This is a genomic window from Pelotalea chapellei (genome assembly GCF_018531195.1).
Taxonomy (GTDB): domain Bacteria; phylum Desulfobacterota; class Desulfuromonadia; order Geobacterales; family Pseudopelobacteraceae; genus Pelotalea; species Pelotalea chapellei.
Map to the genome: position 1 here is coordinate 49869 of NZ_JAHDYS010000001.1, position 24950 is coordinate 74818.

The following is a 24950-nucleotide window of genomic DNA, read 5'->3' on the forward strand; positions in this document are numbered from 1 at the left end:
CATATTTTATAGTAGTATTATTGGCATAACATTGGAGTAATTAAATGAAAAAATTTATAAATTTTTACATGAACCTTTCTGTAAAGACGAAAATGTTCATATTCACGGGCAGCTTTTCTATCTGGCTACTCATGATTGCCATATTAGGCATCTATAGTACTCATCAGGTAGCTGCCGGTACTGTTGTGGCCAATGAAGCAATTGATGAAATCATTCAACTGGAAGAGCTTAACAGCAAGTGTGTCTCTTTACGGGTGGGTCTGCTTTACGGTTTAGTACATACGTCAAAAAACGATTTTGATGCAACGATGCTTGATGTGGAAAATAGAATCAAACTCATAGACAAAACATTTGAAACTTCTCTGCAAAAAAAGATAACCGGCAATGATACAAACAAATTTGCTTCCGCACTTGAAACTGCCTGGTCAAAATATCGCGACCAGGCGTTAAAGCTAATCGATTTGGAAAAAGCCTTGTTTCCCGCTGATCGTTCGGCGGCTTCTGCCTTTGCTGTAGAACATGTCGCTCCAGTGTACAAAGAACTAGGCTCAGCAATTGCCGGTTACATCCAGTACCACCAGGACATGAAAAGCAAGACATTTAATAAGGAACTTTCATTGGCCAAACGATTTGAATGGCTGGGCGGGATGCTGGCTGTTTTTTCAATTGGCCTGGCAGCTCTGTTCACTTGGCTGCTTACCAGCTGTATTACAAGGCCAATCACATCGCTTTCCCATAACGCGCGATTGATTGCAGAAGGCGACCTCAGAATAGAAATTGCATCTGACTCACGGGATGAAATTGGGCAGCTCGCCGAATCATTCAAACTGATGGTGAACAGTCTGAAAGAATTGATCAGCACGCTTGCAGATTCATCTTCCCAAGTTTCCGAATCATCTGGCGTCATGATGTCAAGCGCCGATAGTATGGCGAACGTTGCGGAAAATGCGGTTGTCCAGGCCACTACCGTGGCTGTTGCTACTGAAGAGATGTCGGCAACTTCCGGCGATATTGCCCAGAACTGCCAGATGGCTGCGGAGGGCGCTCAGCGGGCCAATGAGGCCGCACATCACGGTGCCATGGTCGTAGAAAGCACTATTGCTGTTATGCAGAGGATAGCCGAGCGTGTCCAGGTATCCGCGAAAACAGTGGAGGAGCTTGGCAAGCAGAGCGATGAGATAGGATCCATAATAGGGACTATCGAAGATATTGCGGATCAGACAAATCTGCTTGCGCTTAATGCTGCTATCGAGGCAGCCCGGGCAGGTGAGCAGGGGCGCGGATTCGCGGTAGTGGCCGATGAGGTAAGGGCGCTTGCCGAGCGGACCACCAGGGCCACACGCGAGATCAGCGGAATGATAAAATCAATACAGAACGACACCAGATCCGCTGTTGTTGCCATGGAAGAAGGTGTTGCCGAGGTTGAGCAAGGGACTCACGAGGCAGCGCGTTCCGGAGAGGCCTTGCGGAATATCCAGGAAGAGATCGACAGCGTCAACATGCAGGTTCAGCAGATTGCCACCGCTGCTGAAGAGCAAACTGCCACCACAAGTGAAATCAGTTGCAATATTCATCAGATAACCATTGTCGTGAAAGATACATCGGAAAATGCCAGACAATGCGCTTCAATCTCGCAGCAGCTCTCCAATCTTTCAGTGGTAATTAAAAATGTAGTCGGAAAGTTTTCCTTTTCCGAATCCCAGACTTTTTTCCTCTGGAATAGCAGCTACAGCGTAGGTTACGAAGCTATGGACCAGGAGCACAAGCGTTTGGTGGAAATTATCAATAATCTCTACGGTGCCATGCGGCAGGGCAAGGGCAACCAGGCCATAGGCTCTATTCTGGACGGGCTTGTCAGTTATACCCGAACACACTTTGCTCACGAAGAAAAACTTATGAAAGATGCGGGGTATAAATCTTATGAAGAGCATAAGCGGGAACACGATGCCTTGAGCAGGCAGGTACTGGAGATTCAGAACAAATACGGTACAGGTACTGTATTGAGTCTGGAAGTAATGAGCTTTTTGAAAGAATGGCTGGTAAATCACATCCAAGGATCTGACAAGCGCTTTGGCTCACACCTACGTAAGTAGCGAAGATGTTTTTCAAGTCAACCTGAATGGCTACGTCATGGCAGCGCCGCCCGTTGATCAGCCCTTCATTGTGCAGAATAAATTAGTAACAAATTAGGGACACTTCCCATATTTCTGTTGATCCCCCTCCATGTTTACATTAACATCCCTTCATGCCTCGAATTGCTCGCATAATAGCAGCAGGATCCCCACATCACATTACCCAGCGCGGCAACAATCGCGCGACAGTTTTCTTTGACGAAGAAGACAATCAGACCTATTTGAAGTTACTCCTGAAATACACCCGCAAATATGACGTCGCAATATGGGCGTACTGCCTGATGAGCAACCATGTTCACCTGCTTGCCGTACCCAAAACCGAGAGCGGTCTGGCACGTGGGATCGGCCTGACCAACATGCTATATACCCAGTACCTGAACCGAAAGCTGAGTCAATCAGGCCGTATCTGGCAAAATCGTTTCTTTTCGTGCATTGTTGAAAGCAATCAGTACCTATGGGCGGTTGCACGTTATATCGAACGCAATCCGTTGAAGGCGGGGCTGGCGGCAAGCGCGCAGGAATATCACTGGTCCAGCGCCAACGCGCATATAACGGGAAGTAATGATCCATTGTTGGCGAAGGATTCATGGCTTGCGCTTGAAGAGCAGAGCGAGTATGCAAAATTTGTCGGGGATGAGGATGAAGAAGCGGACGCCGGCATCCGTCGGGCGACACGAACCGGTCGCCCCTTTGGTTCGGAACAGTTTGTTGATCAGATGGAATTTAGCCTGAGTCATAAATTACGTCCGGGAGCACCCGGCCGCCCCCGGAAAACAGGGAAGTGTCCCTAGTTTTTTGCCATAGCTGAAAAATTAAAAACATTGGAAGAAGGAATTCCAACCAACCGGGTAGACACGGTAACCGCTTGGTGGATAAGTGTGGAAGGAAGCCTTGAAAGTCGAGCGCTGCGCCGGTCACCCTTCAGGCGTTGTAGTTCTTTTAGTTCATGATGCTCTCAGCAGAATAGATTTTTTCAACTATTTTTTACCACAAATAGGACCAGAAACCTGTGACCCAAAAAACCGATGCCATCTATGCTACACCCCTGCAGGATATAGTTGATTTTCAATTCGATGAACGGGTTGTCGCAGTCTTTCCCGACATGATTCAACGCTCGGTCCCCGGCTACGGAATGATTGTATCCAATATCGGCATCCTCGCCGCGAAATACGCCCAAGCCGGGAGTCACTGTTATGATCTCGGCTGTTCCCTCGGGGCAGTGACCTTATCTATGCGCCAGCGGATCAATGCGCCAGACTGCGACATTATTTCTGTGGATAACTCCCCGGTGATGATTGAGCGCGCCCGTGAACTCTTGGCTCTTGACAGTGTGCCGACCATTCCGGTGACGATGCTCTGTACCGACCTTCAGGATGTTACGATTGAGAACGCCTCGGTCGTCGTCCTCAACTTCACCCTGCAGTTCATCCCCCCGGCAGAGCGACTGGCGCTGATTCAGCGAATCCATGCGGGGCTCAAGCCGAACGGCGTTCTTATCCTCTCGGAGAAGATCGCTTTTAGCGAGCCGGGGCGGCAACACTTTCATGAAGAACTGCATCATGATTTCAAACGGGCCAACGGCTACAGCGACCTCGAGATCAGCCAGAAGCGGTCAGCCCTTGAAAAGGTAATGATCCCCGAGACCCTCGCTTGCCATCAGGAGCGGTTACGGTGGGCTGGCTTCTCTTCCTCTGAACTTTGGTTCCAGTGCTTCAATTTTGTCTCTCTGGTCGCAATTAAATGAAATTCTACGAATCACTCTATCCGCAACTTGCCGCCATGGGTCAGGAGCGCTGGTCTGAGCAACTGCAGACCGCCCTGTCCGAGGGACTGCTCCTCGAACGTTTCGGCGATATGGCAGGCTTGATGAGCGCTCTGCAGGCGCTGCCGGCGATACAGCCATCCCGAATTGCGCTGCAGGACAATGTCACCATCGGCGATAGCAGCGATCTTGGCCACATCGACCGCGAAGAGTTGATCACCAAGCTCTATGCTTTTCACCCCTGGCGTAAAGGCCCCTACAATTTTTTCGGTATTGAGATTGACACAGAGTGGCGATCCGACTGGAAGTGGGAGCGCCTCCTGCCGCACATCCAGCCGCTGGCCGGGCGGAGAGTCCTCGATGTCGGCTGCGGCAACGGTTATCACGGCTGGCGCATGCGCGGCGCCGGCGCCGACTTCGTCCTCGGCATCGAGCCTTTTCTGCTTTCGGTGATGCAGTTCCAGGTAATGCAACGCTACCATTGCGATCCACAGCACCATGTCATTCCAATCGGCATCGAAGATGTACCTGCCAATCTTGCCTGCTTCGACAGCGTATTTTCCATGGGAGTCCTCTACCATCGCCGCTCACCCCTCGACCATCTTTTCGAGTTGAAGGGCTGCCTGCGCCCGGGAGGGGAGTTGATTCTGGAGACGCTGATTGTCGAAGGAGATCAGGAGACGATCTTCATGCCGCCAGGACGTTACGCTAAAATGAGAAATGTCTGGTTCCTGCCATCAATTGCGGCCATGACCTTGTGGCTGCAGCGCTGCGGATTCACGGAGATTGCCTGCGTCAATGCCGTCCGCACCAGCCGCGAGGAACAACGCTCGACGGAGTGGATGCGTTTTGAGTCGCTGGCGGATTTTCTTGATCCGGATGACGAGTCGAAGACGATTGAAGGGCACCCGGCACCGCTACGGGCGATCTTTACCGCGACCAGGCCGTAAGGCTGTGAGTTTACGCATCCCCCGCCAGACGCTAAGACAGGATTTATCCAATTTCACCAGTGGATAGTGAAATGAGGGGCAACAGTCTTGACAGCGCCCTTGCACAGCGTCTACAACCATGAACAACTTTAATCTTGGACACACAATGCCCCACACCGAAATCGTCAACATATCCCGCCCTCTTACTGAAATGGCGCGCCTGCAGCCAGACACCCCGGCCATAATTTTTCCCCAGGACAACCGCACCCTCACGTTTCGGGAACTGGATGCGGAGAGCGACTGCCTGGCCGCCGGACTTGAACACATCGGCATCACCCGGGGTACCAAAACTGCCCTGCTGGTTCCGCCTGGACCGGAACTGTTTGCTCTGACCTTTGCCCTTTTCAAGGCAGGAGCCGTGCCGGTCTTCATCGATCCGGGCATCGGCGCCCGCAACATGAAGGGATGCCTGGCAGATGCGGAACCAACTGCCTTCATCGGTATTCCCAAGGCGCATGTGGCGCGACGGCTGTTCGGCTGGGGCAAGAAGAGCCTTACCACACTGGTGACCGTCGGTGGGGGGCGTATCTGGGGCGGCATTCCTCTTGCTGAAATCGCCAAATCCGGGCGTGGAGCAGACTTCACCCCTGCTGCAACAGGACGCAACGAAATTGCTGCCATTCTCTTCACCAGCGGCAGCACCGGAGCACCCAAAGGGGCCATTTACACCCATGGCACCTTCAGCGCGCAAGTTGAGATGCTCCGTAATCTTTACGGCATCCGCCCGGGGGAGATCGACCTGCCCACCTTCCCCCTGTTTGCCCTGTTCGCCCCTGCCCTGGGTATGACCGCCGTAATTCCCCAGATGGATTTTACACGTCCCGGCCACGTTAATCCGCAGCGGATCCTTGATATCGCCACCAAATACCGCGCCACCACCATGTTCGGTTCCCCTGCGCTGCTCAACCGGGTCAGCCGCTACGCAGTCACCCGGGGAATCAAGCTTCCTGGCCTCAAACGCATCATTTCAGCTGGCGCGCCGGTTCCGGCAGCCGTTCTGGAACGCTGCACACAGATGCTTTCTGATAATGCCGAGATATTCACTCCCTACGGCGCAACCGAGGCGCTGCCGGTAAGTTCCATCGGCAGTCGCGAGATACTGGGAGAAACCGGGCGCCTGACCGGTGAAGGGCGTGGCATCTGCGTCGGACGACCGGTGAAGGGAGTTTCCCTGGCAATCATACCGATCAGTGATGACCCGATCGTCTCGTGGAATGCTGATCTGCCCCTGCCTGTCTGGCAAGTGGGAGAGATTACGGTATCCGGCCCGCAGGTTAGCCGGGCCTACCTCAATCGGCTTGAGGCTACACGGCTGGCCAAAATTCCGGACCCGGCGAGAGGTTTCTGGCATCGCATGGGAGACCTGGGTTATGTCGACAATACGGGAAGGATCTGGTTCTGCGGACGCAAGGCCCACCGAATTGTGACCGCCACGGAAACGCTCTTTACCATCCCGGTGGAAGGTGTCTTTAACACTCACCCGAAGGTTTTCCGCACCGCCCTTGTTGGAGTCGGCAAACAGGGCAGCCAGCAGCCGATACTGTGTGTGGAGCTGGAATCCAAGGTGGATAAAGCGGCTCAGGAGCAGATCAGGCGTGAACTGATGGAGATCGGCAGCCGCTATCCCCACACCAGAGATATCGACAAAATCCTCTTTCACCCCGCCTTTCCGGTCGATATCCGCCACAATGCCAAAATATTTCGGGAAAAATTGGCTCTCTGGGCCGAGGGGAAACTTTCATGAAGGCATTGGTCACCGGCGGGGGCGGTTTTCTGGGAGGCGTGATTGTGCGCATGCTGGTGGAGCGAGGCGACGAGGTCGTCAGCTTTTCCCGTAGCGAATATCCGGAGCTGCAAAAATTGGGCGTGAAGCAGGTTAAGGGCGATCTGGGAGACAGGGAAGCGGTAATTAAGGCTGCCGCGGGTTGCGACGTCATTTTCCATGTGGCGGCCAAGGCCGGGATCTGGGGAGCCTTGGACGAATTCTACAGGGCCAACGTGACCGGCACCGCCAACGTTCTGGAAGCATGCCGGGCGCACAACATTCCCCGCCTGGTGCACACCAGCTCACCCAGCGTGGTCTTTGACGGAACGGACGTGGAAGGGGGCGACGAATCACTTCCCTACCCCAGCCGCTATGAAGCACATTATCCGGCCACCAAGGCTCTCGCCGAACAGATGGTTCTGGCAGCAAATTCACCCGAACTGGCCACCGTGGCACTGCGCCCTCACCTGATCTGGGGGCCGGGAGACAATCACCTGGTGCCACGCATCATTGCCAAAGCCCGGGCGGGCAGGTTAAGGCGCATCGGTAAGCGTGACTGCCTGGTGGACACGGTCTATGTGGACAATGCCGCCCTCGCCCATCTGCAGGCGGCCGACCGTCTCGTTCCTGGCGCCCCTCTGGCCGGCAAAGCCTATTTCATCAGCAACGACGAGCCGCTGCCCCTGTGGGATATGGTCAACCGCATTCTGGCTGCCGCCCAGCTTCCGCCCGTTACCCGCACCGTTTCTCCCGGAGTGGCCTACGCTGCCGGAGTCCTCTGCGAAAAGATCTGGGGCCTGCTGCACCTGAGGGGAGAGCCCCCCATGACCCGCTTCGTGGCCCATGAACTGGCCACAGCCCACTGGTTTAAAATGGACGCGGCCCGCAAGGATCTGGGATATCAACCGGAAGTTTCCATAAGCGAAGGTCTCGTTCGCTTGGAACAGTGGTTGCAAAATGGTAATCGTTTTCCCTGCTGAGCATACCAGACAGACCCCCCATATTTATTTAGCTCACAATTTTTCATGTTGTCTTATTTTGTTTCAATTTGTTTCGAAGTAATTCAAATCGTCCCCCCTTCATACCGCATTCCCATCCCTGTTTTTGCTTCCTCACCCAAATGCAGTAAAATTAAAAAACAGCAAATTACACTCAGGGTCTAGGAATCTGTTGAAATCTCAGGTTGGTCAAAAATAGTTAGATCGTCGCAACCGGAGAACGCCCCGCGGAGGCATGAACCTATTCGCCGCACACTTTCGGTTGTGAAAGTGGACCGCGAAGGCGCCCGAAGGGTGAGGCCGCAGGCCGAAGTCACAAGCTGGCTTTCGAGGATGGCGGCGAGATGGCTGTTTTTCAACAACCTCCTAGATACACGCAACACCTGCTGCTCACCTCTGTAATCAGGAGCCAGGAGATGAAAGTTCTGATTGTCGACGACAACACTGATGGCAGAAGAATTCTTCGCTACATCGCAGAAAGGCATGGCCACACTGTGATAGAAGCGGCTAACGGCAGAGAAGGACTGGATAAGGCGGCATCCGATCTTCCGGAACTGATTATCTCCGACGTATTAATGCCGATAATGGATGGTTTTCAATTCCTGCTTAATTTGAAGAAAGATAGCGCACTTTACTCGATACCATTCATATTTTACTCCGCCACCTATGGGGAGGAGAAGGACGTACAACTCGGCACTTACCTTGGAGCAGAAGGCTATATCGTCAAACCAAAAGACCCGAGCGAAATCTGGGATGAAGTAGAGTCCATCCTTGGCAATTTCCAGGCAAAGCATGCTGTCCCGATCCATATTAATAACAAGGAAAGAATACTTCTTGAACAATACAACGAGGTGATAGCTCTCAAATTGGAGGAAAAGGTAAAAGAACTGGAAGATAGTCAAAAAGAACGTGAAGAAGCCTACAGTGTGCTGGAGAAAACCCTGGAGAAAGAGAAGCTTGCCAAGGAAGCACTCCAGGAGAGCGAGCGAAAGTATCGACAACTAAACGAAGAACTGGAGCAGCGGGTCGAGGATTCAGTAAAGGAAATGCGGCAGAAGGATGAAATCCTGATATATCAGGGCCGGCAGGCTGCCATGGGAGAAATGATTAACAATATCGCCCATCAATGGCGACAGCCGCTCAATACACTGGGACTGCTTGCCCAGGAATTGAATATGACGCGGCAGATGGGAGACCTGAACAAGGATTTTGTGGATGCCAATGTAAAAAAAACCCTTGAAATCATTCATCAGATGTCCAAAACCATTGATGACTTCAGGAACTTTTTCAAGCCCGATAAAGAGAAAACCGATTTCAAAGTTTTTGACGCAATCAATAAGGCTGTATCCATGCTGGAAGGGAGTTTCAAGGCGGCTCAAATCAGGACCGAAATACAGCAAACGGGTGACCGTGTCATTTCCGGTTACCCTGGCGATTTGATACAGGCCCTTTTGATTATCCTGAACAATGCGAAGGATGCATTGATAAACCGCAAAACAGACAATCCCGTAATAAGCATCAGTTTATTCACGGAAAGCAACCGGACAGTGGTGAGCATAACCGATAACGCGGGGGGTATTCCGAAGGAGATTATAAACAGAATCTTTGACCCATACTTTACAACCAAAGGGCCTGAACAGGGGACTGGAATCGGCCTGTTTATGTGCAAAACCATCATAGAAAAGAATATGAATGGAATGCTGAGTGTGCGTAATGTCAAAGATGGGGCACAGTTCCGGATAGAGGTATGAAAAGAATACGTCGCCCGACACCATTGCTCAGCCGGCACAAACTTGATCAGAAGGCACTTCAGAGGTCACGCAGGGATCTGAAATGTGCCGAGAAACGGATTCGTCAATTAATAGAGGCAAACACCACCCTCACAGCAGAAATTATCGAGCTGCGGCGCACCGAGTCCACCTGCCGCAGCTTGTTTGAAAATAGTGCCGTAGGCATGTACCGCATGACACTTACCGGTCGATTTTTAGAAGCAAATTCTGCCATGGCCCACATGCTCGGATATAATTCCCCCCAAGACCTGCTTTCTAACGTGACCAACCTCCTGCAACAACTCTATGTTAATCCGGATCTCCGTAACAATTTAACCATGTTGTTTAATGACAACATCGTGGAAGGTTTCGAAGTCCAGTTCTATCGAAAGGACAAGAGCATCATCTGGGTATCTCTGAATGAATCCGCCATATGTGACGATACAGGCACGGTGATCTACTATGAAGGCATGGCCACGGACATAACGGAACGGAAGCGAGCGGAAGAAGCATTACGTTTCAGCGAAGCACGCTACCGAACCTTGCACCGTGATATTCCGACAATGATTTTTACCCTCGACACCCAGGGCAAAGTACTCTCCGTGAATCCTTATGGGGCGAAGCAACTGGGATACAGCATTGAAGAGCTGGAAGGGAAACCGGTCCTGAGTGTTTTCCATCTGGACGATCGGCCTGCTGTGACTGATCAGCTACAAAGATGCCTGCAGAACCCTGACCAGGTCTATCGCTGGCAATTTCGAAAAATCCGCAAAGATGGAAAAACTATGTGGGTTGAAGAATTGGCGCAAGCGGTGAACGACCTGAATGGAGTCACTAATGTTCTGGTAGTGTGCCGTGACATCTCAGAGCGCATCCAGACGGAAGAAATGCTGCGAAAGGCACACGACGAGTTGGAACATAAGGTCGCAGAACGGACGAAAGAGTTGTCTGAGGCCAATGTAAAGCTGAAGGAACTTGATCAATTGAAGTCCATGTTCATTGCCTCAATAAGCCATGAACTTGGAACACCTCTGAATTCAGTGATCGGTTTTTCCGGCGTGTTGCTTAACGGCTGGGCGGGCCCACTTAATGAAGAACAGAAAGAAAACGTGGAATCCATTCAGAAGTCAGGTAAACATCTGCTTTCATTACTTAATGATGTAATTGATGTTTCCAAAATAGAGGCGGGACAAATTGAAGCACGATTGAATGATTTCGATGTGCACGACCTGCTTGTGGAAGCGATGGATCACATTTCAATTGAGGCGGAACGAAAAAATCTTGAGCTGACCCTTGATGCAGCCAATGTGATGCTACACTCAGACAGACGGAGGCTGCTGCAGTGCGTAGTGAATCTGCTGACCAATGCAGTTAAGTTCACCAATAAAGGAAGCATACGCCTTGCTGCAAAGATCATTGATGGAGACTTGCAAGGAAGTGAGTCTGAAAAAACCGGTCTTATGGATATTTCGGTGGAAGATACCGGGATTGGTATTCGCAAGGAAGATATGCCGAAACTTTTTCAACCATTTTCGCGAATTGTTTCTTCGCATACGACAGTCATTCCAGGCACCGGGCTCGGCCTCTACCTGACAAAGCGGCTTGTAACAGGAGTTTTGAAGGGAGATCTGCTCTGTACCAGCAGCCATGGACAAGGGAGTACCTTCACCATCAGGATTAAGTTGAGACCTTCTGATCAGACAGGAGGAGAGGAAAATGAGTGAATAACTGAAAGAAACTGAGGACCATCAACTATCGAGCCCTGACAGTTCCCGCGATTTGGAGCGGGTGTAGAGCAGCACCACATTCCCGATGGTAAACAACAACGCACCAGCCAGAGCAAGGCCGGCGCCCGGCTCGCGATGAACCTCCAGAAATGCCACCGGCGGTTCGCCCGGCTCAGCGTGTTTGATATAGACACCGTAACCGTTAATGAACAAGGGATGGTTGGGAGTGATCGTTACCCCATCCGGCCCGGTCTGCTGTGAAACAAGCAGGGCTTTGTAGCCCAGGGGCATCTGCCCCCCACCGGGCGAAAAAAGTGCTCCAATCCGCGCCACATGGACCGCTGTTCCATCCGGCATCTGAAACCGGTCCCCTTCCCTGATTTCAATCGATCCCTTCATTCCCATAACCGAGCTTTGCAGATGGGCCGCTACTATCAGCAAAAAACCGGCATGAATCAGCTGAGGAGGCAGCCAGGCCCGAATGGCGTTGCGACGGAAGCGCTGAAAAATGCTGTCGGTGCTGCAGCAAAGTGTGTTCAGTACCAATAGCGCCAGGACGATGATGGTCAGCCATAGCCACCAGGTTTGCAGGAAGGGGAATTCACGCAGCCATGCAAAGAGCGGCATGCCATTCAGCGCTGCAGCGATTTCGCCCGACAGAGTGAAGGAACCGGCCGCCATGGCACAACAAACCAGCGCCAGCAGGACCAGCCCTATTTCAAGGGATATGAGCAGATTCCAGAGTTTTCTCATGTTAAAAACTGTGTGAGCTTTTCATCAGCAGGCTCACCCCCAGGTAGGTAAATAGCGTTACCGCAAAACCAAAAATGGCTGACCAGGCCGAGGCGACTTCCCACTTGGCCCCTTTCAGGCGCAGATGCAGCAGCAGGGCATAGAAGAGCCACAGGATCGAGGTCCACAGTTCCTTAGGAGTCCAAAGCCAATAGGTGCCCCAGGCGTAATATCCCCAGATCCCGCCGGAAATCATCGATGCAGAGAAAAAGGACCAGCCAGCCAGCGCGGCCTTGAACTGAATATCCATCAGGCTGCGGTCCCTGGTCGCCAACCAGCCACCGGACACAAGGGCACCGATACCGAAAAGAGCATAGGCAAAAAAAGCCAGCACCACATGCAACTCGAACCAGAGCGTATCCAGGATCGCCGGCATGGGCATGTCACGGGCCGGAAAGATCAATGCCAGTCCGCCGAAGAGACCAGCCATGATGCCGGCCCCGGCATTGAACCACCCGGCCCGGCGCAGTGACGGCGACAGGCTGATTGCCAGCCCCATCACACCGAGCGATACGGCAAAGAATGCCACGGTGTCATGGGGCCCAATCAGCGGCAGGCGCCCCATTGACCAGCCGCGCAACCCCAGGTAAACGACACCGACGGCCGTTCCCACAGCCAGCACCCCGCGGTTGAAGGCTCCGAAGAAGCTAAGGGCAGTGAATATGAGAAGAAGAGATTTCATGATTACCCATGCTGCTGTTTTGAAATTTGGTGGTGTCTTATCCGATATTTATTGCAGAAGAGTCAATGTTTTTCCTGATAAGGGCTTTATTCCCCCTTAGAAAAAGGACCCAAAGGGCCTAAAGGGGGGAACTGCTGCCGGCAAAATTAAAGCCCCGGTTACTGAAAAAGTCGGGGCTTATCGTTTCGCATCAGATTCTGACGGTCAGGAGTTGCTGCTTAATCAACTTTACCGTTCAGTTTTTCCAACAACTCCTCCACCGTAATCAATCCCACACCTTCAGCCTCCATCTTTTCAATCGCCCGGGCACTATCTCCTGCCTGCACATCAACCCCTGCCACGGCGTCAAAAAGCACCGCTACCTCCAGTCCATGACGCAGGGCGTCTCGGGCAGTGGAGAGCACACAATAGTCCGTTGCCAGCCCCCCCAGATAAATTCGCTGCACCCTCAGCTCCTTCACTATCTGCGCCAGTGTCATGCCGTCATCGGTTACACCTTCAAAAGCCGAGTAGCCATCGAGCTCGGGAGTAGTGCCTTTGGAGAGTATCATCGTCCCCTCGGGCAGAAGCAAGGCTGAAGGAAAATCCGCTCCCTTGCTCCCCTGTACACAGTGGGCCGGCCAGGAACCGCCAAATTCACGGAAATGCCTGGTAGTGGGCGGGTGCCAGTCACGACTGGCCAGCACCGGCAATCCGGCATCGGCAAACTGTTGCGCCACGCGATTAAGGGGTTCTATCACCAGGTCCCCTAGGGGCACCGCCAGGGCGCCACCGGGACAGAAATCATTTTGAACGTCAATAATCAGTAATGCCGATTTCTCTCTCATAGGAAACTCCCTGAAACCTTAAACTATCACACGAAGGCACAAGGGCACGAAGTAAGGCAAAAGCAAAAGTAAGATCCATGATTTCTAAAAAATAGTGCTTACCCTTGCATTACTGGTGGGTCACTCCTGTCTTTCCTTCGTGCCTTTGTGCCTTCGTGTGGATATAGCGCTTTCTTCCCGCATTTAACTCTGCAACTCTGACATCAGCCGGTTCCTCAGATCATTCAGCTTGCCGGATATGGAAACCTTGTAGAGATGCGGATTGACAAATCGCAGGCATCCCTTGGGCAAGAGGGAGAGCTGCAGGGCACTCCGCTCTGCCATGTCCTCCAGCGATTCAGGTGCGCCGGCACCTGTTCTTTTCCCCTGCTCCATAACAACCTGCCGCACTTCCTGAAACTCCACATCCTTGGGGATCAGCGTGTTCTGCAACGGGTTAAGGGGATGAAAAACCCGCTCTCCCGGCTTTGGCCGGTCATCTTCCAGGCACACCACATCCTGTACATAGCCGCTCTCTTTTGACGAAACCCGAAGGACCCGTTTAATGCCGGGAAGGGTTGCCTTGGCAATATCGCTGGTGGTTTTCATCTTCGGCCGTCCATCCATCTCGACCAGTTTGTACACTCCGCCCAGAGCACCTCCCCCGGGTCCGGCACAGGTGGCCAGCCTGGTGCCGACGCCGTAGATGTCCACCCTCCCCCCTTCTTCCCTGATGGAGGTAATTACGTATTCATCCAGCTCGTTGGACGCCACGATGCATACCTCCGGGAAACCGGCATCATCGAGCATTCTGCGCGCCTCGCGGGAGAGATAGGCCAGGTCGCCGGAATCAAGGCGGATGCCGCGCAGTTCGTGCCCTTTCCGGCGTAACTCCCTGGCTACGATAATAGCGTTGGGTATGCCGCTTGTGAGGGTGTCATAGGTATCAACCAGCAGAACCGAGCTGTCAGGAAAACTTGCGGCATAGGCGCGGAAGGCGGTCAACTCATCCTGGAAGGCCAACACCCAGCTGTGGGCGTGGGTGCCCTGCACAGCCAGACCATACAGCATCCCGGCCTGGACGTTGCTCGTGCAGCGTACACCCCCGACATAGGCACCCCTGGCACTGGAGAGGCCGCCGTCCGGCCCCTGGGCCCTGCGCAGGCCGAATTCGATCACCCGTGCACCGCCAGCGGCATAATTTATACGGGCCGCTTTGGTGGCGGCCAGGGTCTGGAAGTTGATGATATTGAGGAGGGCAGTTTCCACGAACTGGGCTACGGCCAGTGGTCCCTCAACCGTCAGCAAAGGTTCATTTGCGAAGACCACTGTTCCCTCGGGAGGTGCGCTTACCCTGCAGTTGAAGCGAAAATCGGCCAAAAACTCGATGAAGCGTGGAGGAAACAACTTGAGTCCACGCAAGTATTCCAGCTCTTCCGAAGAAAACTTCAGGTTTTCCAGATACTGCAGCGCCGGCTCAAGACCGGCAAAAACAGCATAGCCACCCTCAAACGGGTTGGTGCGAAAGAAAAGGTCGAAGACAGCGTGCTTTTCCTCCATCCCCTGTTCCAGATAGCCTGCCAGCATGGTCAGTTCGTAGAGATCTGTCAAAAGCGGCGAAATGGTCATATGGATTTTAACGCTCACGCAGAAGATTGTGCCGTTCCTGTCGCTCCTCTTCACCCTCAATTCCCTGAGGAGGAAGACCGTCAATTACGCCTACAACGCCCCACCCCTGAAGAGTCGTAGCTATGATGACCTGCAGCGGATTCATGGTGGCGCAATATACGGTACATACTCCAGGACAGTTTTTCACCTGATTAAGGATATCCAGAGGGTGGGCATCGCAGAGCAGGATACAGAAAACGTGCCCTGCGCCGATCCCTTTCAGAGCGGTCGTACACCTCTTGATCATCTCGTCGTCGCTGCCTTCAGTACGAATCAGGCATTCCCCCGCTGCCTCGCTGAAGGCAACTCCAAAATGAGCCTGGGGAGCGGTGTCCGCAATAATCTGTTTGAGATAGTCAACCGTCTTGATGGAAGTGCCTTGGCCGATGATAATGCCGCAATTTTCAGGGTAATCGATCTTGACGCCATGTATTTCGAGATTCATAGACCCTCCTGTTTATGCACCAGCGGCTGTCATTACTCTGAAAGTGTATCGCAAGGGATGTTCAATTCAATCAACTCCCGGCTACCCCCCCTGACGATTGAATCCTGATGGTTCTTTAGTAACATCACTTCTGAGAGTCACTACATTTGACCAAGGTATTCCCATGCCACCCGTAAAACGGCGCCTCCCTTTTCGTTATATTGAGCCGGTCTTTTTTGGCGGTTTACTGGATGATCCGCTCCTGTTCCTGCGCATACGACCGCTCAAACGAGCGCTGCTCTTCGACTGTGGCCAGATCGCCCATCTGGCTAAACGAGTCGTAAAACCCATCGATGCGGTATTTATCACCCACGCCCACATGGACCACATCATGGGCATCCCCACCCTGGTCCGTCACCACCACGCCTCTCCCCGGCCTATGGATGTTTTCGGACCTCCCGGGATAATCGAGCGGGTTGAACATCTCCTGCTGGGGTTCGAATGGAACCTGAGCGAGTCGAACTGGTTCACCCTGCGGGTTCATGAGATCAGGGCTGATCGTCTTCTCCACTGCAGCTTCCCTGGCCCCAAGAGTTTTCGACGCAGTAGGGTAACTGAAGAGCAACGCACAGGTCGGCAGATCTGGTCATGCCCCTATGCGACCGTAGAAGCGGAACTGCTCGACCATAAACTGCCGGTGCTCGGCTTCAGAATCCAGGAGCAGCCGCATTTTGCCATTGATTATGAAAAGCTGGACCGCCTGGGGATCATGCCGGGAGAGTGGATACGCGACCTGAAAAACAGGGTGTGGAAAGGGAGATCAAACGTTCAGGTTGAGATTGAGGTTGAGGTTGAACAGCGGGAAACAGAGAATTCGCAGGAAAAGCCGTGCCCTGACAGCTTATTGATAAACTCAGGTTGTTCAAAAATAGTCAGATCGTCGCTCCCGGAGAAAGCCCCGCGGAGCCGTAGCAGCGCTACGGCGCACAAGGCGGATTTCGAGGACGGCGGCGAGATGGCTGTTTTTCAACAACCTGTTAAAGATCCCCATGCGCTGTACGGAATCATCCACGATAATCGTCCTTGCGTTTCGATTGGTTATGTGTGTGATGTGGGATGGACCGCGGATAATGTCGCGGCAATGGAGTCACTACTGAAGGGGGTTACGTTATTGTGTTCGGACTGCACATTCCTGGCAGAAGACAGGGACAAGGCCCGCGCATCATATCACCTCTGCACGCGGGATCTGAATGAACTGGCGGAACTGTTGGCACCGGGTTATCTGCTGCCGATGCACATGTCCAAGAGTTATCTGAAAAAGAGCTTCGACATCTATAACGAGCTCAGGCCGCCAGAGGGAACAAAGATCCTGCGACTGCCGAAACATCTCGTGCCGGCGCCGCTGACGGTCAGCGACGTGGATGAATGGATGAAAACGTAGGGGCGACGCATGCGTCGCCCCTACACGGATTCAAAAAAATGAAAATCCTCCCCTTATCCCCGGGCAAGCAACGCTTTCATTTTAAGCATCTCATCAGGACAGATGTTCAGGCAATCATGCCCTTCCATGAAAGCAACCATAGAGGTGAGAAATGTTCCGAATGAGAGCGGCACGTTGGATTTGTCATAATAGTACGTGGCGTTGTTATAGAGAACATTGAGGGCAAAACCGATGTTGGGAGAGTCCTGTTCGACAAGCCCCTTGATCCGCACGTAAATCTGCTGTTCCAGTTTGCGCTGGAGCCCGTTAACCGATTTGGGTTGCGGTACAAATGCAGGTTTTTTTCTGTCCAAATAAGCATGACTCATCCCGCCACGTTTCGTCGTACAGCCAATCAGACCATCGAATATCCGCATCATATCCTTGACGATGTATTCCCGTGCAACCTCGGGCGAAGCATCCTCTTTCATTATCGAATCGTTGTTCACCCTGCGAGGGAGATTTCTGCCGATGCCCGAATCTGCTGCCAGTCTTCTCAGCGGATTACTTGTTTTTGCTTCTTCCATGCTCCATGTGCTCCTGGCTTTTAATTTTTAATGAAACAGCTTACCACAAAGACTTGAAAAATACACCGACGCGACAGGTTTTTAAGAATCAAAGATCAAAATCACCTTTTCAGCTCCTCCTTATACTGCCGCCACAAGGGAACATACCGGTCCATCAGGCCGTGAAAGCGATTATTGTGCAGCCGTTCATGCAGATGGGTCAATTCATGGGCAATGATGTATTCCAGGCAATGGACCGGTTTCCTGGCCAATTCCAGATTCAGCCAAATGCGGCGATGCTTGATGTTGCAGGTGCCCCAGCGGGTTTTCATCCGCTTCACCCCCCAAGTGGCCACCTTGACTCCGATAATCTGCTCCCACTTTGACAACAGTTCCGGAATCTGCTCCTTCAGCCGGCAGCGATACCACTCGTACAGAACACGCTCACGCCAGGCAGCATCGCTTCCCTCCTGCACATGCAGGTCGATGGTATCATGCTTCAAGATGCCAGCCGCACCAGAGCCGGCCTTATGCAGGACATTCAACCGGTACGGCTTTCCCATGAAATGATGGATCTCGCCGGTCATGAACTCCAGAGGTGTTTGCGGCTCCAGATTGGCGAATCGCGTCTGATGTTTCCTGATCCACTCCAGCCTCTCCACCACCGCCTGCCGGATGGTTTCACTGCTCATTCTGGTTGGAGCGGCAACCCGCACGTGGCCGGAGGGAGGAGACACACGGATATGCAGGTTCTTGATCCGTTTGCGGACCAGCTCGATGGTGATGCCGTCAATTTCGATGTATCGTGAATTGCTTACAGCCATTCTTGTTTCTCACCAACGCGGATCATTGTACAAAGCCGCCTGTACGAACCTCTGAAAGGATACCGTTTCGAAAAATCAATGTATGCAGGAGCGTTGACCCCTGGTTGTAAACCCATTCTTGCACTTCCACATAGACAGTCCTCGTCCCTGTTCTGCCGTCTACCCTTGTGAATTCAGCCTCCACAGGCTCCTCACGCCTGAAGGAACTTGCAGGAGGGTCACATTTGGCGGCCACTGTGGAGATACTGTCTCCGGTAGAGACGATATTGCCGTTGGGACAGCGGAAGTTGTCTGCCCATGATTGCGATGCATATAAAGTGATGACGGCAACACAGACTGCTAGAAACGATTTCATGACTTTCCTCCGTGTGATGAAATGCATATTTCCGTACCAAACCAGCCTTTTCGATGCTCTTCTTCAAGACGAACTTCAAGATAATCCCACAGCGCCGGGCAGCCCGCCTTTATCGGCGGCCCGATGCGCTGGACGACACGTTCATGGCTGATGCCGTTCTCCACCCAGCTTTGCCCGTTATTGGCAAGATTGAGCAGTGACGGTATGGCCCGGTCCGCAGCGTTGGCAAAGCGGGCTTCCGGGGTTTCGGCCTTCTCGAATTCCAGCCACAACTCCATGAAATTAGTACGCTGAGGTTCAGGCAACAGGCCAAAAATCCTTTTCACTGCCGCCAGTTCGGCCGCCTTTCGCTCTTCCCAGCCGTCTACCGCAAAGACGATGGTGTCACCCGTATCGATCTCGCCGATATCATGAACCAGCAGCATCGCCACCACCCGATTTATATTGACCGGCGTCTCCGCATACTGCTCCAGTGAGAACGCCAGCATCGCTATCTGCCAGCTGTGTTCGGCAGAATTTTCATAGCGATCCAGCCCCGGGGGCTTATTCTTGCGGGTGACCCCCTTAAGCTTGTCCAGCTCCAGGATGAAATCTACTATTTGTTGAATTTCAGCGTTTCCAGTCATGTTGGCTCGTTTCTAGTGGATCGAATATAACGGATCAGTATGGGCAGGACGAACATCGCGCCAAGCACAATCAGCATCGTGGTGTTTGGATCTTTAAAGTATGAGTTCAGGCGTAAGGTAGTCAGCGCGATAAGGGCAAAATACAGCATGTCTCCGGCAATGGCAAATGCCCAACCTGCAATGAATCCATGGCCCGCTGCCAGCGCTGTGGCCCGTCCTGTCATTGGATCCACGCCGAAGGCAATCATCACCAGCATGAGGGGACCTGCGCCGGTGCCGCTGAAATGTGCCACACTGCGAGCCGTTGTACTCCTTAAAAGGACATTAAGACGAACCAAAAACGGGACTTTCCCTCCCAGCAATGTAAGCAGCCGAAGGATTGGTTCCAAAACAAGGGCCAGGATCATATCCGAAACAAGGTAGAGCCCCGCGACGATGGGCCAGGCCAAGCCTTTGGAACTGGCGAGCATGACACCTGCTGGAATTCCACCTCCTACCGGAATAAGGAAGAGCTTTAGCACGGAAAGCATGGGGGATGCTGACTGGGTTAAACTGTAGGGCATGGTGATCCTGGTGCGGTCTCAGAGGAATTCTTCAAAATAGTCCAGATCCTTGTAAAAAGTCTCCTGCAGCTGGGACAGGGATATGAGAGCGATAACGAGGCAAGGGCTTTCGATTACATAAACCAGCCATCTGCCCCTGCAAACATATTTAAATCTGCACCTTCTTTTAGGGGCAATAATTTCCTATTCTGCTGATTATGCCGCTGAGACATCGATTCACAGGCAGAGCCGGGAGAGCAGAGCAATTCCTTCTTCCAGCTCACTGGCGCTCATCCCGCCGAACCCGAGCAAGAGTTTGGTCGTCACCGGTTCATCAGTGGCACAGGTTGCGCTAAACGGCAACAGGTGAATTCCCTGTGCTTCGGCACGGCGGATGATCTCAGCTTCACCGGGGTTGCTGTCGGGCAGCTGCAGCACAACATGAAGCCCGGCCCCCTGCCCGACAACCGTAGCCGTGCTTCCGAAATGCCGTTCAATGGAGCGCAGCAACGCATCATGTTTCTGTTTGTAGATTATGCGCATGCGCCGGACGTGCCGCTCCCAATGTCCCAACTCCATGAACTTTGCCAGGGTTCGCTGCTCCAAAAGCGATACGGTGGAAAAATAATCTCCGAAAACCGCGCGGTACGGGGCAAGCAGTGAGCGGGGCAGCACCAGATAGCTCATGCGCAGCGCGGGGGAGAGCAGTTTGGAAAAGGTGCCCAGGTAGATGATCCGACCATGGGGTCGCAAACCCTGCAATGACGGGATCGGCTTGCCATGATAGCGGAGCTCGCTGTCGTAATCATCTTCGATGATCATATTGCCCCCCGACTCGGCCCACTCGATCAGCTTCAGGCGATTGGCTATCGGCATCACATATCCCATGGGCAGTTGATGGGAAGGAGTAACGTACGCGATGGTACTGCCGCTTGCCTTGAGGATTTCCAGGTCGATTCCTCCGGGACCGACGGCAACAGGAACGACTGAATAGTCATTGTTGCGGAAAACCCGCCCCGGCACAAAATAGCCTGGATTCTCCACAGCTATTGTGTCATGGCTTCCTTTCAGCAGGTGGGCGACGATGTCCAGACTATGCTGCAGGCCGTTGCAGATCACAATCTGGTTCTGCTCACAGATCACGCCCCGCGAACGTTCCAGATAGCGCCGGATATTGCAGCGCAGCCCCCATTCTCCCTGTGGATCACTGTACAGCGGCAGCTCACGGGAACTCTCGCGCAGACAGTCCAGATAGCATGTGCGCCACAGTGCCAGCGGAAAACTTTTAGGATCGAGTCGAGCGGGATGAAAGTCGTAGTCGTAACGTGATTCGGGCAAGGGAGAAGGACCGGTCTGGCGAGGTTCCCGGGCAAGCGATAAAGGGGCCAGCTCCTGGTCGAGCACCGACACGAAATAGCCGCTGCGCTGCCTGCTGTAGATATATCCTTCCGCATACAGCTCCTGGTAGGCACCTTCAACAGTATTGCGGCTGGTGGACAGCTCTACCGCCAGATCCCTGACCGACGGGAGCCTGGCATGTGCAGCCAGCGTGCCCGAGAGTATGGATTCCCGCAGCTGGTTATAAAGCTGCTTGTATAACGGGACAGTATCACTACTATTTAGAATGAACATGGAAACTCCGCAGCGCCCCAAGTAATATCCATTTAAAACAACAGGAGGTTGTACAGATGATACCCGAAAAACTGCAGGAAATACTGAAACAGGATGGCGTAGTTGCCATCGCAACTTTAGGCCAGGACGGCCCGCACATGGTCAACACCTGGAACAGTTACATCCGGATCTCCCCCGAAGGCCGCCTGCTGATCCCTGCCGGATACATGAATCACACGGAAGCCAATGTCGCTTTCAATCCTGAAGTCCTGATTACCGTAGGGAGCAGCAAAGTGCAAGGCCTGCATGGACCGGGCGCCGGTTTCCTCATCAAGGGATCGGCAGCGTTCATAACCTCCGGGCCGGACTTCGAGCAGCTCAAAGCAACCTTCAGCTGGCTGCGCGCCACCCTGGCGGTAACTCCCGAATCTGTTACCCAGACGTGGTAGTTTAAATGTGTGTAAGGGCGGCCGGCCGGTCGCCCTTGATTCACCGATATACCGGTTGAAATATCACTCAAAAAACCAATTATCGGTGGGTGCCCTGCGGTTTAGCAGGGAATGCCCCCCTGCTGGCCTGTTTCGTTACCTGCCCCTCGCATTTATCGAACCCAATTAAACTCCGTCAGGTGCTTACGGTAGCGCAACGGGACATGTTTCTGCTGCAGTTTGGGGTTATGCCGCTCGGTTATGGCGAGACGCTGAAAGTAACGCTGCCACAGGTCTGCAAACTGCTGTTCGGCGGTGCTGATGTCCGGCTCCGCGACTAACTCGATATCCCTGACCAGCCACCATGACTTCAGGTCAAAGACTGCTGCCTGACTACGCCCGATATCATGAATCATCCAGGGACGGTCGCCGACCCGCTCGGTAAAATGGTGAGCAATCAGCGGCAGAATATCGGCTTGCGGCTCGATCCTGGCATACAGAAAGCCTTCCGCTACCTCGCTGAAACGGACAAAGCCCTTGAATTTATGCGCTTCATGGGAAACCTGGCGGGCAATACGGTTGACCGCGTGCACCGGCTCCTGCGCCAGCATCCTGGCCAGCTTCGGTCCCACCTCCAGCCCCAGCTTCAGATATCTCCACAGCAGCTCTTCGATGCCGGACTTCTGGCTGTGAAAGGCATAGCGCGCCACAGCAAAAGCGTCCCGGGATGCGACGGCGATAAACAATTTCCGAAACGCCAGCGCCGTCTCCCGCACGGACAACACCTCACGAACGTCAGCGGCAAAAAGCCCCACGGCATGATCATCCCGATCCCGCACAAATTCAGGCTGATTATCCCCCTCTTCACGACAGGCAGCCACTGCGCAGATGAAACCTTCAAAGCTGCCATCGTAGCGGTAGATTTTCATAACTCTCCTGTCACAGCCGAAAAATTTGGTACCAGTTCCAACTGAGCCCGTGCCGGCCTTCTGGCCGCAACCGCAGTTTCTCAACCAAGCGGTCCCTTCAGTTTTAATGCCCCTTTGAGTTCCATCTACGGAAGCACAACCCAGCATATGGTTGCTCAAGCTTTCCGGTTCCTCACAACTAAACTTCAATCCTGGAACTGTTGCTATTTAATTAAATAGAAGTACAGTTAATCAGTGTTAAATAAATCATCGGTGACAAAACAAAGACAAACACAGGTTCTCGTTCGCTCTATAATGAACGAGCGCTTATCCGAAGTTTAGGACGAAGGGGGACCATGATGTTCCGCAGGCTTTCCAACTTTTTTACAGAATTAAAGCCGAGATCCTGCAGCGCTCCGCATTTGCCCATTGCAGAAGTACATTCGTACGAATTTTATCGATATCATACAGCACAAAATCAAGAGAACACCTTAGCAAACTGGCAATTTGAAAAAAGCCTCGTTTCAGACAACCTCACCGAATTTTCATTTAGAGGATTTTGTTATGTATGCGGAATTACGGTTGATTTCAAAGTAGATTTCCAGAATCACTATAAAGTAAATGGTATTTCGATGCCGAATTGGCGGGAACGTTTGGTGTGCCCCAAATGCCATCTGAACAATAGGATGCGAGCGACAATCCAAATCTTCAATCAGAGATACCAGCCCGACCGATGGTCAAATATCTACCTTACCGAGCAGACGACCCTTTTGTACAAATGGTTCGAAAAAAAATATGACAATGTATGTGGCAGCGAATATCTGGGTACCTCGACAGACTACGGAAGCATCAACGACAAAGGGATGAGAAATGAAGACCTGACACAACTGTCATTTTGCAATAACCGGTTTGATTACATACTGTCATTTGATGTGTTCGAGCACATTCCAAATTATAAAAAAGCTTTAGTTGAGTGTTGCCGCTGCTTGAAACCGGGTGGCACGCTTTATTTCAGCGTGCCTTTTATTTCGACAGAGGAAAAAAACATCATCCGAGCGCAGATAACAGACACTGGAGAATTCATCCATTTACTACCTCCCGAATACCACGGCAACCCGCTATCTTCTGATGGATGCCTGAGCTTTTATCACTTTGGTTGGGAACTTATAGATGATCTCAATGCAACAGGGTTCGATGATGCTAAAGCCCTATTCTACTGGTCCCCGGAGTTAGGCTATTTGGGGCAAGAACAGTTGATGTTCGCGGCAACCAAGAGCCAGGGTTCTCACATGAGGACATAGAGGAAAACGGGGTGTGCGTTGGTTGCACAATTCTGTCAGCTTAGAAGCCTGACACTGTTTTTCCCCACAAATTCAGGCTCCACCTCCCCTCTCTTCACGGCAGGCAGCCACTGCGCAGATGAAACCTTCAAAGCTGCCATCGTAGCGGTAGATTCTCATAACTCCCCGGTCATCGCCGAAGTTTGGCACTAGTTCGACATCCAATATCAAATAAATTGACCTGACAATATTTCTATTGTACGGTTATCCTGTACATGTCAAGGAGGTACACAATTATGTTGCAAACTACCTATACCAACGCCAGAGCCAATTTTGCCGGACTCTGTGACGAAGTCACTGAAAACCGTGAAATCGTAGTCATTCGCCGCCGCAATGGAAGCAATGTAGCCATGATTGCCGCCGATGAACTTCAGAGCCTGGTAGAAAGTGTGCATCTTATGCGTTCTCCTAAAAATGCCGAAAGGCTTCTTTCTGCATTGGAGCGTGCATTAAAGGGGAGCGAGAAGGCATCAGCACTGAAGTCGCTTCGTTCCGAGGCTGGTCTTGAAGACTAAACAGCGGGAATCGGTTTTTCAGCCTGAGTTCCGCGAAGACCTGCGGTTTTGGGTACAGACTGATCGAAAAATTGCATTACGCGCCTTAGACCTGGTTGAAGCGATCATGAGTGATCCTTTCAGCGGCATCGGCAAGCCTGAACCACTGAAATATCTATCAACTGGTGCATGGTCCAGGCGTCTAACTCAGGAGCACCGCCTCGTCTATCTTGTCCGTGACGATCGAATTGATTTTCTCCAGGCCCGATACCATTACTGAACAGCCTCAAGCTTCATATTCAGGCTTAGAATACCGGCTAAA

25 protein-coding genes are annotated in these 24950 nt (G+C 52.5%); 13 read left to right on the forward strand and 12 right to left on the reverse strand.

Going from position 1 to position 24950, the window contains the following annotated elements:
- Positions 1-44: 44 nt before the first annotated feature.
- From KJB30_RS00200 to KJB30_RS00235, 8 genes are all read left to right on the forward strand, one after another.
- The gene (locus KJB30_RS00200) at positions 45-2093 is read left to right on the forward strand and encodes a bacteriohemerythrin (protein WP_214295917.1); all 2049 of its coding nucleotides are present in this window, start codon (positions 45-47) and stop codon (positions 2091-2093) included.
- A gap of 152 nt (positions 2094-2245) precedes the next feature.
- The gene (locus tag KJB30_RS00205; RefSeq protein WP_214295918.1) at positions 2246-2923 is read left to right on the forward strand and encodes a transposase; all 678 of its coding nucleotides are present in this window, start codon (positions 2246-2248) and stop codon (positions 2921-2923) included.
- A gap of 218 nt (positions 2924-3141) precedes the next feature.
- Positions 3142-3876 carry a carboxy-S-adenosyl-L-methionine synthase CmoA gene (cmoA, locus tag KJB30_RS00210; protein WP_214295919.1) on the forward strand — a complete coding sequence of 245 codons (735 nt, stop codon included), beginning with the start codon at positions 3142-3144 and terminating at the stop codon, positions 3874-3876.
- Complete coding sequence (cmoB, locus tag KJB30_RS00215) at positions 3873-4844, forward strand: tRNA 5-methoxyuridine(34)/uridine 5-oxyacetic acid(34) synthase CmoB (RefSeq protein ID WP_214295920.1); 972 nt, start codon at positions 3873-3875, stop codon at positions 4842-4844. Before cmoA ends, cmoB begins: the two co-directional genes overlap by 4 nt.
- A 145-nt stretch (positions 4845-4989) precedes the next feature.
- Positions 4990-6627: a fatty acid CoA ligase family protein gene (locus tag KJB30_RS00220; RefSeq protein WP_214295921.1), complete on the forward strand. Its 1638-nt coding sequence runs from the start codon at positions 4990-4992 to the stop codon at positions 6625-6627.
- A complete protein-coding gene (locus KJB30_RS00225; protein ID WP_214295922.1) occupies positions 6624-7628 on the forward strand; it encodes an NAD-dependent epimerase/dehydratase family protein in 1005 nt (334 codons plus the stop codon). The genes KJB30_RS00220 and KJB30_RS00225 overlap by 4 nt, the downstream gene beginning before the upstream one ends.
- A gap of 434 nt (positions 7629-8062) precedes the next feature.
- A complete protein-coding gene (locus KJB30_RS00230) occupies positions 8063-9397 on the forward strand; it encodes a hybrid sensor histidine kinase/response regulator (RefSeq protein ID WP_246545396.1) in 1335 nt (444 codons plus the stop codon).
- The gene (locus KJB30_RS00235) at positions 9394-11139 is read left to right on the forward strand and encodes a PAS domain S-box protein (protein WP_214295923.1); all 1746 of its coding nucleotides are present in this window, start codon (positions 9394-9396) and stop codon (positions 11137-11139) included. The genes KJB30_RS00230 and KJB30_RS00235 overlap by 4 nt, the downstream gene beginning before the upstream one ends.
- 24 nt (positions 11140-11163) lie before the next feature.
- On the opposite strand, the gene KJB30_RS00240 is transcribed toward KJB30_RS00235, so the two are convergent.
- From KJB30_RS00240 to KJB30_RS00260, 5 genes are all read right to left on the reverse strand, one after another.
- Entirely contained in the window at positions 11164-11895 is a 732-nt protein-coding gene (locus KJB30_RS00240) for a cytochrome c biogenesis ResB family protein (RefSeq protein ID WP_214295924.1), read from the reverse strand.
- Between the two features lies 1 nt (position 11896).
- Positions 11897-12616 (reverse strand): cytochrome c biogenesis protein, encoded by a 720-nt coding sequence (locus tag KJB30_RS00245; RefSeq protein WP_214295925.1) that lies wholly within the window; start codon positions 12614-12616, stop codon positions 11897-11899.
- 218 nt (positions 12617-12834) lie between these two features.
- Positions 12835-13443 (reverse strand): isochorismatase family protein, encoded by a 609-nt coding sequence (locus tag KJB30_RS00250; RefSeq protein ID WP_214295926.1) that lies wholly within the window; start codon positions 13441-13443, stop codon positions 12835-12837.
- Between the two features lie 183 nt (positions 13444-13626).
- Positions 13627-15051: a nicotinate phosphoribosyltransferase gene (locus KJB30_RS00255; protein ID WP_214296229.1), complete on the reverse strand. Its 1425-nt coding sequence runs from the start codon at positions 15049-15051 to the stop codon at positions 13627-13629.
- Between the two features lie 7 nt (positions 15052-15058).
- Positions 15059-15535: an adenosine-specific kinase gene (locus KJB30_RS00260; protein WP_214295927.1), complete on the reverse strand. Its 477-nt coding sequence runs from the start codon at positions 15533-15535 to the stop codon at positions 15059-15061.
- A gap of 163 nt (positions 15536-15698) precedes the next feature.
- On the opposite strand from KJB30_RS00260, the gene KJB30_RS00265 reads away from it, so the two are divergent.
- Positions 15699-16955, forward strand: coding sequence for an MBL fold metallo-hydrolase (locus KJB30_RS00265; RefSeq protein WP_214295928.1), 1257 nt, complete (start codon positions 15699-15701; stop codon positions 16953-16955).
- Between the two features lie 53 nt (positions 16956-17008).
- Here KJB30_RS00265 and KJB30_RS00270 read toward each other — a convergent pair whose 3' ends face one another.
- From KJB30_RS00270 to pdxR, 6 genes are all read right to left on the reverse strand, one after another.
- A complete protein-coding gene (locus tag KJB30_RS00270; RefSeq protein ID WP_214295929.1) occupies positions 17009-17521 on the reverse strand; it encodes a hypothetical protein in 513 nt (170 codons plus the stop codon).
- Between the two features lie 101 nt (positions 17522-17622).
- Complete coding sequence (locus KJB30_RS00275; RefSeq protein WP_214295930.1) at positions 17623-18324, reverse strand: M48 family metallopeptidase; 702 nt, start codon at positions 18322-18324, stop codon at positions 17623-17625.
- 22 nt (positions 18325-18346) lie between these two features.
- Positions 18347-18679: a DUF2845 domain-containing protein gene (locus KJB30_RS00280; RefSeq protein ID WP_214295931.1), complete on the reverse strand. Its 333-nt coding sequence runs from the start codon at positions 18677-18679 to the stop codon at positions 18347-18349.
- Complete coding sequence (locus tag KJB30_RS00285) at positions 18676-19305, reverse strand: HD domain-containing protein (RefSeq protein WP_246545397.1); 630 nt, start codon at positions 19303-19305, stop codon at positions 18676-18678. Before KJB30_RS00285 ends, KJB30_RS00280 begins: the two co-directional genes overlap by 4 nt.
- Entirely contained in the window at positions 19302-19868 is a 567-nt protein-coding gene (locus KJB30_RS00290) for a hypothetical protein (protein WP_214295932.1), read from the reverse strand. The genes KJB30_RS00285 and KJB30_RS00290 overlap by 4 nt, the downstream gene beginning before the upstream one ends.
- A 216-nt stretch (positions 19869-20084) precedes the next feature.
- Positions 20085-21479: a MocR-like pyridoxine biosynthesis transcription factor PdxR gene (gene pdxR / locus KJB30_RS00295; RefSeq protein ID WP_214295933.1), complete on the reverse strand. Its 1395-nt coding sequence runs from the start codon at positions 21477-21479 to the stop codon at positions 20085-20087.
- 56 nt (positions 21480-21535) lie between these two features.
- On the opposite strand from pdxR, the gene KJB30_RS00300 reads away from it, so the two are divergent.
- Positions 21536-21907 (forward strand): pyridoxamine 5'-phosphate oxidase family protein, encoded by a 372-nt coding sequence (locus KJB30_RS00300; protein WP_214295934.1) that lies wholly within the window; start codon positions 21536-21538, stop codon positions 21905-21907.
- 152 nt (positions 21908-22059) lie between these two features.
- On the opposite strand, the gene KJB30_RS00305 is transcribed toward KJB30_RS00300, so the two are convergent.
- A complete protein-coding gene (locus KJB30_RS00305) occupies positions 22060-22815 on the reverse strand; it encodes a TIGR03915 family putative DNA repair protein (protein WP_214295935.1) in 756 nt (251 codons plus the stop codon).
- Between the two features lie 335 nt (positions 22816-23150).
- Here KJB30_RS00305 and KJB30_RS00310 point away from each other — a divergent pair, with 335 nt between their 5' ends.
- From KJB30_RS00310 to KJB30_RS00320, 3 genes are all read left to right on the forward strand, one after another.
- Positions 23151-24095 (forward strand): class I SAM-dependent methyltransferase, encoded by a 945-nt coding sequence (locus KJB30_RS00310; RefSeq protein WP_214295936.1) that lies wholly within the window; start codon positions 23151-23153, stop codon positions 24093-24095.
- A 275-nt stretch (positions 24096-24370) separates the two neighbouring features.
- Positions 24371-24649 (forward strand): type II toxin-antitoxin system Phd/YefM family antitoxin, encoded by a 279-nt coding sequence (locus KJB30_RS00315; RefSeq protein WP_246545398.1) that lies wholly within the window; start codon positions 24371-24373, stop codon positions 24647-24649.
- Complete coding sequence (locus KJB30_RS00320; RefSeq protein ID WP_214295937.1) at positions 24639-24908, forward strand: Txe/YoeB family addiction module toxin; 270 nt, start codon at positions 24639-24641, stop codon at positions 24906-24908. Before KJB30_RS00315 ends, KJB30_RS00320 begins: the two co-directional genes overlap by 11 nt.
- The last annotated feature ends 42 nt before the right edge of the window (positions 24909-24950 follow it).